The organism is Psychrobacillus sp. NEAU-3TGS (assembly GCF_029955155.1).
Classification (GTDB): domain Bacteria; phylum Bacillota; class Bacilli; order Bacillales_A; family Planococcaceae; genus Psychrobacillus.
On the sequence record NZ_JAPNOZ010000011.1, the window covers coordinates 550409 to 566350 of the forward strand.

The 15942-nt window shown below is 37.5% G+C and carries 15 protein-coding genes; 2 read left to right on the top strand and 13 right to left on the bottom strand.

Going from position 1 to position 15942, the window contains the following annotated elements; translation table 11 throughout:
• Positions 1-55: 55 nt before the first annotated feature.
• The 4 genes from OR571_RS15490 to OR571_RS15505 all read right to left on the bottom strand — a co-directional run bounded on the left by OR571_RS15490 (position 56) and on the right by OR571_RS15505 (position 4301).
• Positions 56-322 carry a hypothetical protein gene (locus OR571_RS15490; RefSeq protein WP_282243978.1) on the bottom strand — a complete coding sequence of 89 codons (267 nt, stop codon included), beginning with the start codon at positions 320-322 and terminating at the stop codon, positions 56-58.
• Positions 323-477: 155 nt separating this feature from the next.
• Positions 478-1800, bottom strand: coding sequence for a gluconate:H+ symporter (locus tag OR571_RS15495; protein WP_282243979.1), 1323 nt, complete (start codon positions 1798-1800; stop codon positions 478-480).
• 538 nt (positions 1801-2338) lie between these two features.
• Positions 2339-3304: a 3-hydroxyacyl-CoA dehydrogenase family protein gene (locus OR571_RS15500; protein ID WP_282243980.1), complete on the bottom strand. Its 966-nt coding sequence runs from the start codon at positions 3302-3304 to the stop codon at positions 2339-2341.
• Between the two features lie 91 nt (positions 3305-3395).
• Positions 3396-4301: a beta-keto acid cleavage family enzyme gene (locus tag OR571_RS15505; RefSeq protein WP_282243981.1), complete on the bottom strand. Its 906-nt coding sequence runs from the start codon at positions 4299-4301 to the stop codon at positions 3396-3398.
• Positions 4302-4539: 238 nt separating this feature from the next.
• Between OR571_RS15505 and OR571_RS15510 the strand changes: the two genes are divergently transcribed.
• Together OR571_RS15510 and OR571_RS15515 are read left to right on the top strand one after the other, a co-directional pair.
• Positions 4540-5979, top strand: a complete 1440-nt coding sequence (locus OR571_RS15510; protein ID WP_282243982.1) for a sigma-54 interaction domain-containing protein — start codon at positions 4540-4542, stop codon at positions 5977-5979.
• A 177-nt stretch (positions 5980-6156) separates the two neighbouring features.
• A complete protein-coding gene (locus tag OR571_RS15515) occupies positions 6157-6420 on the top strand; it encodes an excalibur calcium-binding domain-containing protein (RefSeq protein WP_282243983.1) in 264 nt (87 codons plus the stop codon).
• A gap of 108 nt (positions 6421-6528) precedes the next feature.
• Here the strand turns inward: OR571_RS15515 and glnA are convergent, their stop codons facing one another.
• From glnA to glpK, 9 genes are all read right to left on the bottom strand, one after another.
• Positions 6529-7863, bottom strand: a complete 1335-nt coding sequence (gene glnA / locus OR571_RS15520) for a type I glutamate--ammonia ligase (RefSeq protein WP_282243984.1) — start codon at positions 7861-7863, stop codon at positions 6529-6531.
• A gap of 40 nt (positions 7864-7903) precedes the next feature.
• A complete protein-coding gene (locus OR571_RS15525; protein ID WP_282243985.1) occupies positions 7904-8287 on the bottom strand; it encodes a MerR family transcriptional regulator in 384 nt (127 codons plus the stop codon).
• 653 nt (positions 8288-8940) lie between these two features.
• Positions 8941-10194: a methionine gamma-lyase family protein gene (locus tag OR571_RS15530; RefSeq protein ID WP_282243986.1), complete on the bottom strand. Its 1254-nt coding sequence runs from the start codon at positions 10192-10194 to the stop codon at positions 8941-8943.
• Between the two features lie 83 nt (positions 10195-10277).
• Positions 10278-10577 carry a rhodanese-like domain-containing protein gene (locus OR571_RS15535; protein WP_282243987.1) on the bottom strand — a complete coding sequence of 100 codons (300 nt, stop codon included), beginning with the start codon at positions 10575-10577 and terminating at the stop codon, positions 10278-10280.
• A gap of 75 nt (positions 10578-10652) precedes the next feature.
• On the bottom strand, positions 10653-10874 hold the full coding sequence (gene hfq, locus OR571_RS15540) for an RNA chaperone Hfq (RefSeq protein ID WP_142537315.1): 222 nt from the start codon (positions 10872-10874) through the stop codon (positions 10653-10655).
• A gap of 66 nt (positions 10875-10940) precedes the next feature.
• Positions 10941-11858 (bottom strand): tRNA (adenosine(37)-N6)-dimethylallyltransferase MiaA, encoded by a 918-nt coding sequence (gene miaA, locus OR571_RS15545; RefSeq protein WP_282243988.1) that lies wholly within the window; start codon positions 11856-11858, stop codon positions 10941-10943.
• On the bottom strand, positions 11851-12747 hold the full coding sequence (locus tag OR571_RS15550; RefSeq protein ID WP_282243989.1) for an alpha/beta fold hydrolase: 897 nt from the start codon (positions 12745-12747) through the stop codon (positions 11851-11853). The genes miaA and OR571_RS15550 overlap by 8 nt, the downstream gene beginning before the upstream one ends.
• Before the next feature lie 20 nt (positions 12748-12767).
• Positions 12768-14420: a glycerol-3-phosphate dehydrogenase/oxidase gene (locus tag OR571_RS15555; RefSeq protein WP_282243990.1), complete on the bottom strand. Its 1653-nt coding sequence runs from the start codon at positions 14418-14420 to the stop codon at positions 12768-12770.
• Entirely contained in the window at positions 14421-15932 is a 1512-nt protein-coding gene (gene glpK / locus OR571_RS15560) for a glycerol kinase GlpK (RefSeq protein ID WP_282243991.1), read from the bottom strand.
• Positions 15933-15942 lie beyond the last annotated feature (10 nt).

Consider the following 15942-nt stretch of genomic DNA (forward strand, 5'->3'; position numbering starts at 1 on the left):
ATATATTTTTATAGTCTATTACCATTAGTTTTGAGAATAAATTTATAAGAGAGCTCTATCCTAAGCCTTTTTCTACTAATTTATTCGTAGCATAACGAACTTGCCGCTGCGTTAAACATACTTCCCTGTACCAATCTTTATACGATTTATAAAAAAATCCATCCGATCTTTTAGCTTTGTCCGCATAAAAAACAATCTGATTTAACAACAAAGACTCTGCCATATCACCAGTAATTTCAATATACAATTTAGGAATCGAAACAATGCCATTTTGTACACTTGATTGCGCTAAGACACACTGCAGTTTTTTAAATTTACTCATCACCAATTCTCCTTTCATTATGTAGATAGGTTAGTTTGGTGAGATTGGATACATAAAAATAGAAAAAATAAAAAGGCTTTAGTTCAAGTTCACACTGACCTAAAGCCTTTTTATATATTATTCATTTGTAAGTTTTATTGATAAAACATTAATGTTTATCCTATAAACGTACTTAATGCCATTACACCAAGTAACCCATATATAGCTAGTAGGGTAAACATTACACAAACCATTTTCACTGTTTGACCGAGAGTCAAGTTAAAATACTCTTTCGTGAACCAGAAAGATACGTCACTTGGTGGTGCCCATGCGATTGAAGCACTTCCGATTGCTAATACCATTAATTCCGGGCTTGAACCAGTTGCCATAAGAATAGGAAGCATAATACCTGCAGTTGTTAAAACGGTTACTGTAGCAGATCCAACTGCTAAACGAATAATAGCCGCAATTATCCACCCTAAAACATATGGTGAGATATTCCAATCACTTGTAAAATGAGCGATATAATCGGCCATTCCGCTATCAATAATAACCTGTTTGAATGCCCCACCTCCACCAATAATAAAGATGATTCCACCCATCGATACTAAGGCAGTTTCTACAATTTTCATTAGCTGAGATATGCTCTTTCTTTTCTTGTGCAATCCAAATACATATAATGCTATGAAAACGGCTATCAATAGAGCAATATCAGCATTTCCGATAAAAGTAAACACTTTGTAAACAACAGAATCTACTGGTGATGTAAATTCTACGATAACTCCTATTAATATAAATATTACGGGTGATAAAGTAACCAATATGCTTGTAATAAAAGATGGAACTTCTTTCATATTAAATTCTTGTTTTGATACTAAATGATCTGGAATTTCAATATTCCAATTTTTATAGAACCTAGAGAATAATGGCCCAAAAAGTATAGTCGCCGGAACCGCTAAAATTAACCCATAAGCTAATACCAGACCTAAATTTGCTTCTAAAACACCTGAAATAGCAGTAGGCCCCGGATGAGGCGGTAAGAAACAATGTGTAATGGATGTTGCTGCTAAAAAAGGAATTCCTACTTTTAACAGCTTAACCTTTGCTTCAACAGCAACAGTGTATACGATTGGGATTAATAGCATAAAGGCAACTTCCCAAAATAATATTACCCCTAAAACGAAGGATGCCAAGCAAATAGCCCAATCTACTTTTTTCTGTCCAAACTTATCTAGCAAAGTCCTAGCTATTCTGTTAGCTCCACCTCCTTCAGAGATGATTTTTCCAAAAATAGCTCCTAAACCAATAATTACGGCTAAATGTCCTAAAGTCCCACCAAGACCGGACTCAATAGACTTAACAACTGATAGTGGCTCCATCCCTTGGAAAAGACCAACAAATATAGAAGATATTATTAACGAGAGAAAAGCATTTAATTTAAATGCAATAATTAAAACAAATAATAAAACGATTCCCAATGCCAATATAACCAGCGGCATAAAATCCCCCCACTTCTAAGTGTATGAATAAATTCTCTAAAATTTTTATCAAAATCCTATCTGCAATTGTACTAGAGAGAAATCATCATCCTTTCTCTTCACTTTTCTGATAACGATTGGATAGTCCTCCTTCAAATAATAAATCTATGAAAGCATTCAATATTTTTAATGCAAGTATCATGCCAAATGAAGTTAACGGATTAACAAAAGAAAAATGCATCAAAATAAGTATATTTAATCTATTCCTTGATTCCTGTGCTACTAAATTTTAATCCCACATTAACTCAATAGTTCGAATCATTTTTGACTTATTCGATAAGGAATGATTTATTGTAAGTCATTTTTGACTTATCTATATTTTCAAGCATACTAGTCTGAAAGCAATAAAATTCTCAGAAGAGCAAAAAACTTACACGTAAAAGGAAATAAAATTTTAAATACGGCAAATTCTCAACTCTCACTAATCAATTTAATGCAATAGACTTTATTATTTACATACATAAAAAACCTGACCGCTTAACAATCAGGTTTTAAGTCATTATAATTTTTTATGAAGTTTTAATAATCCAATAAGCATATCATCTCTGTATTGACGTAAGCTTTCACGATTATTTCCAAGCTCAGCAGGACGGTTCTTTAATTCTTCATCAACTCCCTGTTGGATAAAATCACTGAAGCCTTCAGGATACTCCTTGAAATCTGCCATATCCTTCAGCCATAGATTTATGGAAGGTCCCATATGGTCAAAAGTGTCCTTAATCCCCCCTTCTCCACCGCCAAGATCGAATATTAGTGCCGGGCCCATGATTCCCCAACGGATACCAGGTCCGAAAGTAGTAGCTTTATCTACATCTTCGACGGTACAAACACCATTCATAACGAGATTGGCGGCCTCTCTAAATAAACCCTGCTGCAAACGATTTGCTATAAAGCCTAAAGCTTCTTTTTGAAGAACAACTGGTTCTTTCCCAACCGCTAAATAGAATTCCTTTGCTCTTTGTACAAATTCTTCAGCTGTTTTTTCACCCTTCGTAATTTCTACAAGAGGAATTAAGTGAGGTGGGTTATAAGGATGTCCTCCTACACAACGCTCAGGATGTAGGGCAAATTTCGCTATTTCTGTTATAAGCAAGCCAGATGTGCTGCTTGAATAAATAGCATCTGCCGGAGCATATTTTTCAATTTGAGCCAGAATGCTTCGTTTAATTTCATAGTTTTCTGGACCGCTTTCTTGAATGAATTGAACGTCTGTGACTGCTTCTTCTATGGAAGTAAAGAAGTATATTCTTGCTGTTATTTCCGGAATTTCTTCATATTTAATTACTTCATTTTTAGCAAGATACTCCAGACTCTCATTAATTCTCTTTTTAGCTAGTTCAAAGAGCTCTTCTTTCACATCATAAACATTTACAGGATATCCCTTTAATGCAAAATTTGTAGCCCAACTGGAGCCTATTACTCCGGTTCCTATACAAGCCACTTTTAACACTTTATTTTTATCCATTCTTCTTCCCCCTAAAGATGATGATATCAAATTGTTTTTAACCTGTAGCAGCACATGACATATGTATAGTTAATTCAAATGAAGGGTTGGTTTATTTGTTTATTCCTAACATTTTTCTCGCCTCGTCTGGTGAAGCAGCTTCATAACCTAAAGATTCTGCTATTCCTTTGATTTTTTGAACTGTTTCGGCATTTGATTTTGCCAGCTGTCCTTTTCCCAGATATAAATTATCTTCTAGACCAACTCTAACGTTTCCACCCAATATCATAGCAACAGTTGTCAATTCAAACTGAGCTTTCCCAGCTGCCCCTACTGACCAAAAAAAGTTCCCTAGGGCATTCTTAGCTGTGTTAAGTAAAAAAACAAGATTTTCTACAGTAGCAGGAATTCCTCCTGTTATTCCCATCACAAATTGAATATAGACTGGCCCCTTGATAATCCCTTTGTTCACAAAGTATGAAATGTTATTAATCATTCCAACGTCATATACTTCAAATTCTGGTTTTGTGTTATGCTCATTCATTGTTAGAATATATTCTTCTATTCCCTTAAAAGTGTTAGTAAAAATGTTATCATATGTCTTTTCAACATACGGAATTTCCCAATCATACTTTGGATTCATTATTTTTTCTGCAATACCAGAAACGTTAAAGTTAAATGATCCCGCATTACATGATGCAAGCTCTGGATGAAGTGCTGGAATTGCAGCCAATCTTTCAGCAGTTGTTGACCCTAACTTTCCTCCTGTAGTTATACATAAAACAGCGTTTGATTCCTTTCTAATTCCATTTACAATTTTACCAATAAGCTCTGGATCGTTAGTTGGTTCACCAGTTTCAGGAATTCTAGCATGAACATGCAGAACTGAAGCACCAGCTTCTGCTGCTTCAACACCACTTTGGATTATTTCCTCAATTGTGATTGGTAGATACGGTGACATACTGGGAATATGTACTGCACCTGTTAACGCGCAAGTTATTACTCTTTTATTCTTCATATAGTTTTCCTCCAAATAAGAAATTTAAATAAGCACTCACTATCTCTTATGCAAGAATCATGCCAATTTAAATATATTCTATGTTCTCGAACTACTAAATGAACAACCTATATTTCTTGAATCATTATTGACTTATTAAATAAGGAATGATTTACTCTAAGTCAATTATGACTTATAATAATTTTATATACATATAATATAGAATCTTCACAACAATTAGGGCTAGGAGGGTATTTCATTGAATGATGATAATCTGTTTATCATGGATATTTTAAACAGCAGCCAAAAAGGGATGTATATTGTTGACAATCAAAAAAAGTATGTTTATGCCAATAATACATTCTTAAGCATACTCGGAATATCTAGAGAAGAATTAATCGGTCATTCTGTGTACGAATTTAGAGACAAAGGAAAATATGATACTTGTGTATCTGACATCGTTTTCCGAGAAAAAAACTACATATCCATATTTGGCAATATTGCAGTAAATAGTAATGGGGTTATTAGAAATGAGCGCCTGATGATTAATGCTACGCCAGTTTATGACCAGTTTGACAATATAGAATATGTTCATGTAGAAATCGAACTCGTTAGTGACATTAATGCAAGATTTCATGAAGCAACCGCTCGAAATCTATCATTTGAATCTTCCTCTTTTAATACTGCGATAACTAAACCATATTCGCAGAGGATGACTGGTACATCAATTATAGCTAATTCACATCTTATGAAGAAAGTTCTCTCCACATCTTTAAATATCGCAAACGTCGATACTACTGTACTCATCTCGGGTGCTACAGGAACTGGAAAAGAAATCATTGCAGAGTATATTCATGAGAACAGCAACAGAAAAGAATATCCGATGATTGTTATAAATTGTGCCTCAATACCTGAAAATTTACTTGAATCAACGCTTTTTGGTTATGACAAGGGTTCTTTTTCTGGTGCTTCACCTACTGGCAAGACCGGCTTAATCGAACAGGCAAACAGAGGTACTTTATTTCTGGATGAAATCAATTCGCTCCCACTTGGATTACAAGGCAAAATATTACGTGTGATAGAAACTAAAAAAATTCAACGTATTGGATCAAGTAAAGAGTTATCCGTTGACTTTAGACTACTAACAGCAACAAATGAAAACCTCAAGCAGAAAGTCTTAAACGGAACATTCCGCTCAGATTTATATTATAGAATTAATATTCTTCCAATCCATCTCCCTAGATTAGCAGAACGAAAAGAAGATATAATTCCACTAACCCAGCATTTCAATGAAATGTATTGCAAAAAATATAATAAAAATCGCATTTTCAGTAGTGATGCACTAAACAAGATCGTTCTCTACAATTGGCCAGGTAATATTCGAGAACTTCGAAATGCTATAGAACGTGCTATAGTAATGACCGATCACGAATATATTGATTCAGCTGACATTGATTCAATTATTGACATGCAAAAAAATGAACTGCAGCCTTCCGATTCTCAAGAACTCTATAACGAAAACGTTTATTTGGAATCTCTATTAGAACAAAACGTTTCCTTACAAGATTACATTAATGACTGCGAAAAGAATTATCTTTCTACGGCACTAAATAAATACGATAGCACGTACAAAGCAGCTAAAGCACTTGGAACAAACCAATCCTTAATTATGAGACGTAAAAAACAGTATAACTTGTGATAATTCTATTTACCTAATTTATTCTGTGTATTTCAATTTAGTAATTTTATGTTAAAATCTCAATTAGGTATATGTGCACAAAACTATAACAGGTGGATAGTCGCACTAAAATCTTTTCTATTTACATATATTTTTAAATAGGAAGAAAATTGAGGAATATTATTAGGAGGAAATAAAATGAAAAGAACTTTATCAATCGCATTAGCCACTTCATTGATATTTAGTGGATCAGCTGTCTCCCCAACTCCAGCAGATGCAGCAGGAAAGGTATTTAAAAACTGTACTGAATTGAACAAAGCCTACAAAGGCGGAGTAGCAAAAGCGGCTAACGTAAAAAACAAAGGTGGCAAAACTAAATATGCGCCTTTTGTATCAAAAGAAATTTATGATGCCAACGCAAAAAGCGATCGCGATAAAGATGGGATTGCTTGCGAGAGATAAGTTTGTTTAGATTAGATAATAGAGGGTCTAGTCATCAAAATCAGTTTGATACCGAGTTATTTTGAAAGCAAAAAAGCGTTGGAGCTCTATGGCTCCAACGCTTTTCTATTAATACATCTTCAAATATTGCTCTCTCTCCCACGGATGAACTGTCGTTCTAAACATATCCCATTCAATCTCTTTCGCTTCTACGAAGTTTGCATAAATATGCTCACCTAGTGCTCCGCGGATTACTTCACTTTTTCCAAGTTCTAATACCGCTTCATGAAGAGTTGGTGGTAAGTTATGAATACCGTTTTCGATACGTTCTTCTTCAGTCATCACGTAAATATTACGGTCAACTGCTGGTGGTGGCGTCATTTTTTGTTTAATGCCATCTAGACCGGCTTGTAAAATTACAGCCATCGCTAGGTATGGGTTCGCTGCTGGATCTACGGAACGAACTTCAATACGTGTACTTAATCCACGAGAAGAAGGAATACGAATTAATGGACTTCTGTTTTGACCTGACCAAGCAACATAACAAGGTGCTTCGTAACCAGGAACTAAACGTTTATATGAGTTTACTGTAGGGTTTGTAATCGCAGTAAAACTTTGTACATGCTTTAACACACCTGCCATGAATTGCATGGATGTTTCACTCATTTTGCTTTCTGTTGATTCATCGAAAAATGCATTTTCTTTACCGTTGAATAATGAAACGTTAAAGTGCATTCCAGAACCATTTACGCCGAATAGTGGCTTTGGCATGAACGTCGCGTGCAAACCATGTTTACGAGCGATTGTTTTAACAACTAGTTTAAACGTTTGAATATTATCACATGCTGTTACCGCATCTGCATATTTAAAGTCAATTTCGTGTTGTCCAGGAGCTACTTCATGGTGAGATGCTTCAATTTCAAAGCCCATTTCCTCTAGCTCAAGCACGATATCGCGACGGCAGTTTTCTCCAAGATCGACTGGTGCTAAGTCGAAGTATCCACCGTGGTCATTTAATTCTAAAGTTGGTTCGCCTTGTGCATCTAATTTAAATAAGAAAAATTCAGGCTCAGGTCCTAAGTTAAAGCTTGTGAACCCTAACTCTTCCATTTCTTTTAATACACGTTTTAAGTTATTACGTGGATCTCCTTCAAATGGTGTTCCATCCGCTTTATTGACGTCACAGATTAAACGAGCTACTTTCCCTTTCCCTGTAATCCAAGGGAATACAACCCATGTATTTAAATCTGGAACTAAATACATATCAGATTCTTCAATTCGCACGAATCCTTCAATAGAAGAACCGTCGAACATCATTTTATTGTCGAGAGCTTTATCGAGCTGACTCACTGGAATTTCAACGTTTTTAATCGTACCTAGTATGTCTGTAAACTGAAGACGAATAAAATTCACCTCATGTTCCTTGACGAACTTTTTAATATCTTCTTTTGTGTACTTGCTCATTTTTTCACTCTCCTAAATTATTTTATAATCAAACCCCGTTCTATCGAAAGAAGCGAGATAGATCTCCTTGTCGTAAAGATGCCCGTTGATGTCTTTGGGCTATTTGCATTTCTTCTTTTACAATTGCACGAAGTTGTGCATCTGTAATTACTTGTTTTGCATCGTTTTTTAATGCTGGATTATTTTTCATCTCAAAGATTTGTTTAATCCCGGCAATATTCACGCCTGTTGCTAGCATGTCTTTTATTTCCAATAAAGTATCGATATCATCTAGCGAGAACATGCGTTGTTTTCCTTCTGTTCGTGCAGGCTGAACAAGTTCATGCTCTTCATAATATCGAATTTGTCTAGCTGTTAAGCCAGTTAACTGCATGACAATATTCATAGATAGCAGTGGCATGGAACGTCTCCATTCCTTTTCCATCGCTGCACCTCCTAGTTGGATATATGAATAGTATATGTCATGTTAGCTAACATGTCAACATCATGTAAGGAAAAGTGACATCATTTTTTTGCACTTAATAATCCATATTTACCCCTAGTAACATGCATCTTCTCAAACCAGGTAATCCTTTAGCTTTATAGAATTTATAGCCCTCAGCTGTGCATTAGTTTCTTTCACCAGCAAGTGGTTGCTCTTGTTGGTTATTTGGTTGCTCTCATGCTGAATTGATTGCTTTCATCGTTACTCTGGTTGCTTTCAATGACTTGCTAGTTGCCCTTAGCCATTTACTGGATATGATATATCTCGCATACTATGTATCTCCAGCCGCTTCTTCCCTTCCACTCATTATTTTAAGAATTGGTTGCTTTCACTAGTAATTTGGTTGCTCTCATGCTGAATTGATTGCTTTCATCATAAATCTGGTTGCTTTCAATGACTTGCTGGTTGCCCTTAGCCATTTAATGGGATTAATTGAGTCCAGCAACACTCTCCCTGACACTCTTTATAAAAAGCTGTATATGTTTAACTAATCTCACCGTTCCATACTTTCCCCATCAGAGGCACAACAAAACAAGACTGAAAATTAAAAAACGTAGAAAATGATTTACTCATTTTCCACGTTTCTTTCATTTCTATAACTTCCGTAAAGACTGCACTGCTCCTAAAATGGCATATTTCACATGTTCGTACGTTAAACCACCTTGTATAAAAGCCGTATACGGAGGACGAATTGGACCATCAGCCGTTAACTCCATACTCGAACCTTGGATGAATGTTCCGGCTGCCATAATTACATCATCCTCGTAGCCTGGCATATAGGCAGGTTCTGGCGCAAATTGTGCATTTACCGGCGAATGCAATTGAATCGCTTTGCAAAACTGAATCATTTGCTCGGCCGTTTGAAACGATACCGATTGAATAAGGTCTGTTCTTGTTTGCGAATAATGAGGCTCCGTCGTCATTCCCACATCTTCTAATACTGCAGACGTAAAAATGGCTCCTTTTACCGCTTGCGAAACAATATGCGGAGCTAGGAAAAATCCTTGGTACATATCCATCAAGGTATTTAGAGAAGCTCCAGCCTCTGCTCCAATTCCCGGTGAGGTCATACGATACGCACATTTCGTTACAAGCTCAGCTTTTCCTGCAATGTAGCCACCCGTTTTCGCAATACCACCACCAGGATTTTTGATCAAAGAGCCTGCCATCAAATCTACCCCAGCATTGGTCGGTTCCAGTTCTTCCACAAACTCTCCGTAGCAATTGTCCACGAAAATAATGGCATCTTCTTTTATCGCTCTTATCTTTTGAACCATTTCTTTTATTTGCTCCACCGTAAATGAAGGTCGCACTGCATACCCTTTTGAACGTTGGATCGCAATTACTTTTGTATTTGCTTTGACCGTTTTTTCAACCATTTCCCAATCGATCACTCCTGATTCCAGCAAGTCAACATGCTGATACGAAATACCAAAATCGGCAAGTGAACCAGTATCTTCTTCTCCTCCACTAACGATCGATTGAAGTGTATCATAGGGCTTTCCAGTTATGTACAACAACTCATCATTCGGTCTAAGCACGCCAAACAAACTAATCGAAATGGCATGCGTACCCGAAATAATTTGCGGACGTACAAGTGCAGCTTCTGCTCCAAACGTGGTCGCATACACTCTTTCTAACGTATCACGTCCCTCGTCGTCATAGCCGTAGCCAGTAGATGGGTTAAAGTGGTGATCACTTACTTGATGCGTTTTAAATGCATGGATTACTTTTTGTTGATTGAAGAATGCTATATTTTCTACTTCTTTATGGTAGCTCGCAATTTTTGCTTCCGCTCTTTTTGCAATATCTAAAACTTCTGGTGATAATGTTGTCGTAAAATTCATCTGTTTCGCTCCTTGATTTAAATGACAAATAGAAAAGACTAATCTCAACTAAATGAAATTAGCCTTCGCTGAAGTAAAGTTAGTTAAAACTGTATCTCGCCTTCCCAATCTAGCATGCCACCTGCAACGTTTGTTACTGTAAAACCGTTTTCCTCGAGAATCTCGCAAGCCATCGCACTGCGGCCACCAGCTTTGCAGACGATATAATGAGGTACGGATTTGTCCAGTTGATCCATACTCGTTTCGATTTGACCTAGCGCGATATGTTTTGCACCTGGAATGATACCAGTTGCTACTTCTTCGCTTTCACGTACATCAATGACACTTACTGTTTCGCCAGCGTCTATTTTTTCTAAAAGTTGTTCCGTTGTAATTACATTCATTTTTTAATCTGCCCTTCTGATATCTATTCCTTTAAAATCATAATAGTAACCAGCTTGTCTGTCAATTTACCCGGCTTATTCTTCCGTAAGCGGTACAGGCTTAGAAGGAGCAAATGTCGAAATAGCATGCTTGTATATTAATTGTTGCTTTCCATCTGACTCAAAAAGAACGGTAAAATTATCATAAGACTTCACTAACCCTTTTAGTTGGAAGCCGTTTAATAAAAATACAGTAACAAAAATATTGTTTTTTCTTAATTGATTCAAATAATTGTCTTGAATATTCATAGGTTTCATTCCAATTCCCCCATTGTGCATTTTACATAATTAAGTACTCTCCACATCTACTATTCGCCTTATTTCTTAATTATCCTGCAAGAAATCGGTAATTTCTTTTATAATCTTTTTACCATCCATAAATGGATCATACCAATGGATGTCCATTTTGTTACGGAAATAAGTTAACTGGCGTTTTGCGTACCTTCTAGAGTTTTGCTTTAAATTATCCAATGCCTCTTCTAGTGTGAGGAATCCATCCAAGTAAGCATAAATTTCTTTATAACCGATTGCTTGAATCGATTGAACTCCACGAATCCCTTGCTCATGGAGTTTTTTTACTTCTTCTAATAATCCTTTTTCCACCATCAACTCTACCCGTTTATTTATCCGCTCGTACAGAACTTCACGATCGGTTGTTAGACCGATTATATAATGGGGATATACTTTTTCCTGCCCATGGTCTTGTTCTATTTCTTTTTTCTGCTTTCCGCTAAGCTCTACTCGTTCGATCGCGCGAATCACTCGTTGTATATTATTCGGATGAATTTCACTAGCTGCCTCTGGGTCTAGCTTACGTAATCGATTAAATAGTTCATCTGATGGGAGCTTTTCTAATTCTTTTTGTAAGCTTGCGTCTATTTTAGGCTGCTCTGTAAAACGAAAATCATATAAGACAGATTGGATATAGAGCCCAGTTCCTCCAACGATTATCGGCAGTTTCCCTCTCGCTGCAATTTCTTCTATTTTCTCTCGCACGATTTTTTGATATTCCGCTACCGAGAAACTTTCTGTGGGATCCTTTATGTCCAATAAATGATGGGGAACTCCTTCCATCTCCTCTTCCGTAATTTTCGCTGTTCCAATAGAGAGCTCGCGGTAGATTTGCATAGAATCACCGTTAATGATTTCTCCATTAAACGTTTTTGCAAGCTCAATACTTAGAGCAGTTTTCCCTACGGCTGTAGGACCTACAATTGCTAGTACTACAGGTTTCTCAGACATCTTTTAACATCCAATTTAAGATAAATTGATATGTGTCTTGTTTATTTACTTCGTTTAAAATTTCATGTCGTGCATTTTCAATTAATTGAACTGTTACATTTTCCATTCCTATATTCGTCATACCTTTCGCTACTTTAAAAATATCCTTACCAGATTTACCGACCGGGTCTTCTAGACCGCTAATTAATAATATAGGTAAATCTTTTCTTATGTTCTTGAGTTCACTTTTATGATGAACTATTTTTAATCCATGAAAAAGATCGATATAAAATTGATTTGAAGGGATAAAACCGCAATATGGATCATCGATATACTTTTTCACTTCATTTGCATCCGAACTCAACCAATCGAAATCTGTTTGAGCATCTTGAAACTGTTTATTGAACCCACCAAAGGAAAGCTTGTTAAGCAAAGGGCTTTCCGCTTGCGGTGTTTTCTTTTTGGAAGCAAGCTTTCCGATGACAGTCCCAATATCTCCCATAATTCCAGGATCAAATGCCGTACCACTGAGGACAACCTTAGCTAGAGATTCACTATACTTTTGCATATATCTTCTCGCAACAAAGGACCCCATACTATGACCAAATAAAACAAGCGGCACGTCTCCGATATCTTCTCGCACATGCACTAAAACTTCTCGTACGTCTTCTACGATTCGTTCAAAACCATCTTGAACTGCCAAAAAACCTAGTTGCCCATTTTTTTCAGCTGTTTTTCCATGCCCACGATGATCGTGACCACTCACGATAAAGCCTTTTCCTACTAAAAATTGTGCAAATTCCTCATAGCGTTCTATATGCTCTGCCATCCCGTGCAAAAGATGCACATGAAGGACCGGAGTTTCTTCCGGCATATATTTGACAATATGAACCAAGTGACCATCAGACATTTGACCTTCTAGAATCGTTTTCAGAGAGCAGCCCTGCTTTCATTTATAGTAGCTTCCATTAATAATGCGTCCAATTGTTTTTGATAAAAAGTCTTTTCTTGCTCGCTATACTGTAACAATTGCGCCATCACGTTCAATATACCCTCTTTATACATTTTATATTGATCGATTTTAAAATAAAGCATTCCCGTTCTTCTTACTAAAAAGTCAGCAGGAGTATAGGCCATCTCTTCATGAACCGCATAATAGACTTGCGCAAGAAGACTTAATGGCAGCTCAGTTGGAATGGTCGACAGTATATGCGCATAGTGGAATACTCGGTCTACATTCGTTCCATAAAATTTCGCTAAGCTTTTTCCTTCAGCTATCGATAAACCATACGAAGGAGCTAATTGCGCTTTCGTTGCAATAAAAGCTTCCAACTGGTCCGCTCCTCCGAGGTCCCCACCCGATAGAGGAACATGCTTAGTGACACAGGGACCATATTGTTCATCGCCCAACTCTTTGGAAATAGCATTGACGATGGTTTCCGCCATTTTACGATAGCCCGTCAATTTACCACCAGCAATTGTAAATAATCCAGCCTCAGACCGCCAAATTTCATCTTTCCTAGAAATTTCAGAAGGATTTTTCCCATCCTCATATATGAGCGGACGAACACCAGCCCAAGTAGATTCCACCTGTCTTTTCGAAACATTTACAAGCGGAAACATATGATGAACTGCATTTACTAAATAGTCCACATCTTCATCCGTTGCAGTAGGATGTTCGATATTCCCTTCAAAAAAAGTATCCGTTGTACCGACATATGTTTTCCCCTCACGCGGAATCGCAAAAATCATGCGTTTATCGGGAGCATCAAAATAAACTGCCTGCCTTAAAGGAAAAACAGATTGATCCAAGACGATATGGACACCTTTTGTTAGCTTTAACTTTTTCTTATTATCAATGGCATCTAGTGATCGTACTGCGTCTACCCAAGGTCCAGTTGCATTCACCACTTTTTTCGCGTGAATATGAATGCGCTTGTTTTTTAGTACATCTACAATTTCTGCACCGTTGATTTTGTTTTGATCATCATATAAAAAAGATTTTGCTTTCGCATAGTTAAGACAAACTGCCCCTTTTTCAATTGCTTTTTTCAGCACTTCTATTGTTAGTCTCGCATCATCTGTTCGATATTCTACATAGTAGCCGCCACCTAGTAAATCTTTACTTTTTAAAAGCGGTTCTTTTTCAAGCGTTTGCTCCGGAGTCAGCATATGACGTCGCTCTTCTTTTTTGACACCAGCTAGAAAATCATACACTTTCAATCCTGCAGATGTGCTAAGTGGTCCAAATGTTCCTTTTTTATGAAACGGTAACAACATCCATTCTGGTTCGGTCACATGCACAGCATTTTCATACACGATTTCTCGTTCTTTCCCAACCTCTGCTACTACTTTCACATCAAACTGCTTTAAATATCGAAGTCCACCATGTACAAGCTTCGTCGATCTACTAGAAGTTCCGGCAGCAAAATCCTGCATCTCGACTAGTGCGACGGACATGCCGCGAGTCACCGCATCTAATGCTATACCCGCTCCCGTAATACCTCCTCCGATGACTAATACATCGAATTCGTAAAAATTCAATGTGTGCAAAATTTGTTCTCGTTCCACAGAAGATTTCACTTAATCCACCTCTTCATCTGAAAGTTTGAATACTCTTGTTGCTTCCACTGCTTTTTTCCATCCTTTGTATAACCGGTTGCGCATTTGTTCATCCATTTTAGGTTCGTACAGTTTCTGACTTTCACGCATATCGGAAAGTACCTGCTCATCTTTCCAAAACCCAGTAGCTAATCCTGCTAAAAAGGCAGCGCCAAGTGCAGTTGTTTCATTTAGCTTTGCTAGTTCTACCGGTAAATCTAAAAGATCACTTTGAAATTGCATAAGGAATTCATTACCCACGGCCCCTCCATCCACACGAAGCACTTCAACATCCACGCCAGAATCCTGTTCCATCGTATGGAGTACATCCTTCGATTGATATGCTAAAGATTCTAATGTCGCGCGAATGAAATGCTCTTTTGTCGTCCCTCTGGAAAGTCCAAAAATGGCTCCTCTTGCATCTGAGTCCCAATAAGGAGTGCCAAGACCAACAAAAGCTGGAACAATATATACACCATCTGTCGATTCCACTCTTTTTGCATAGTCTTCGGAATCCGCCGCTTTTTTCACCATACGAAGCCCGTCTCTAAGCCATTGTATAGCCGAACCAGCAACAAACACACTACCTTCTAGAGCATAAGTTACTTTGCCATTTAGACCCCATGCAATCGTTGTGAGCAGTCCGGATGGAGATTTAACCGCTTCTTCCCCTGTATTGAGCAGCATAAAGCAACCAGTACCATACGTGTTTTTGGCCATTCCCTTGCCAAAACAGCATTGACCAAATAAGGCAGCTTGCTGATCCCCCGCTGCTCCTGCAATGTCTATCGCTTTTCCGAAAAATACAGAAGGATCCGTTTGTGTATAAACTTCGGAAGAGGTTGCAACGTTTGGAAGCATACTCATCGGGATATTTAATTTATCGCAAATTTCTTGATCCCACTGCTGTTCATAAATGTTATAGAGCATAGTCCTCGACGCATTCGAGTAATCCGTCACATGCGTACTACCGTTTGAAAGTTTCCAAATTAACCACGTATCAATCGTCCCAAAAAGCAGTTCTCCTGACTCTGCTTGCTCTCTTGCTCCGTCAACATGATCTAAAATCCATTTTACTTTCGTAGCAGAAAAGTAAGGATCTAGCATCAGCCCTGTTTTATCCTTGAAAAATGTATCGAGCTTTTCTTTTTTTAACTCATCGATAATACTTTGCGTTTGTCTGGATTGCCAAACGATCGCATGATAGATCGGCCTTCCAGTTTTTTTGTTCCAAACGACCGTTGTTTCCCGCTGGTTTGTAATACCAATTGCATGCACGTTTTCTGGTTGGTTCCCACTTTCGGTCAAAACCCCTGCAATGACCGACAAAACAGAGCCCCAAATTTCCTGTGCATCATGTTCCACCCATCCTGGTTTCGGAAAATATTGTGTAAATTCCTTTTGGGCGGTGTGCACAATATTACCTTGCTGATCAAACAATATTGCGCGCGAGCTTGTAGTACCTTGATCAATCGACAAAATAAATTTTTCCATCTGATTCCCT

Coding starts and splice junctions, on each gene's coding strand:
- OR571_RS15490 (WP_282243978.1), bottom strand. CDS start 322: ATGAGTAAATTTAAAAAACTGCAGTGTGTCTTAGCGCAATCAAGTGTA.
- OR571_RS15495 (WP_282243979.1), bottom strand. CDS start 1,800: ATGCCGCTGGTTATATTGGCATTGGGAATCGTTTTATTATTTGTTTTA.
- OR571_RS15500 (WP_282243980.1), bottom strand. CDS start 3,304: ATGGATAAAAATAAAGTGTTAAAAGTGGCTTGTATAGGAACCGGAGTA.
- OR571_RS15505 (WP_282243981.1), bottom strand. CDS start 4,301: ATGAAGAATAAAAGAGTAATAACTTGCGCGTTAACAGGTGCAGTACAT.
- OR571_RS15515 (WP_282243983.1), top strand. CDS start 6,157: ATGAAAAGAACTTTATCAATCGCATTAGCCACTTCATTGATATTTAGT.
- glnA (WP_282243984.1), bottom strand. CDS start 7,863: ATGAGCAAGTACACAAAAGAAGATATTAAAAAGTTCGTCAAGGAACAT.
- OR571_RS15525 (WP_282243985.1), bottom strand. CDS start 8,287: ATGGAAAAGGAATGGAGACGTTCCATGCCACTGCTATCTATGAATATT.
- OR571_RS15530 (WP_282243986.1), bottom strand. CDS start 10,194: ATGAATTTTACGACAACATTATCACCAGAAGTTTTAGATATTGCAAAA.
- OR571_RS15535 (WP_282243987.1), bottom strand. CDS start 10,577: ATGAATGTAATTACAACGGAACAACTTTTAGAAAAAATAGACGCTGGC.
- hfq (WP_142537315.1), bottom strand. CDS start 10,874: ATGAAACCTATGAATATTCAAGACAATTATTTGAATCAATTAAGAAAA.
- miaA (WP_282243988.1), bottom strand. CDS start 11,858: ATGTCTGAGAAACCTGTAGTACTAGCAATTGTAGGTCCTACAGCCGTA.
- OR571_RS15550 (WP_282243989.1), bottom strand. CDS start 12,747: ATGTCTGATGGTCACTTGGTTCATATTGTCAAATATATGCCGGAAGAA.
- glpK (WP_282243991.1), bottom strand. CDS start 15,932: ATGGAAAAATTTATTTTGTCGATTGATCAAGGTACTACAAGCTCGCGC.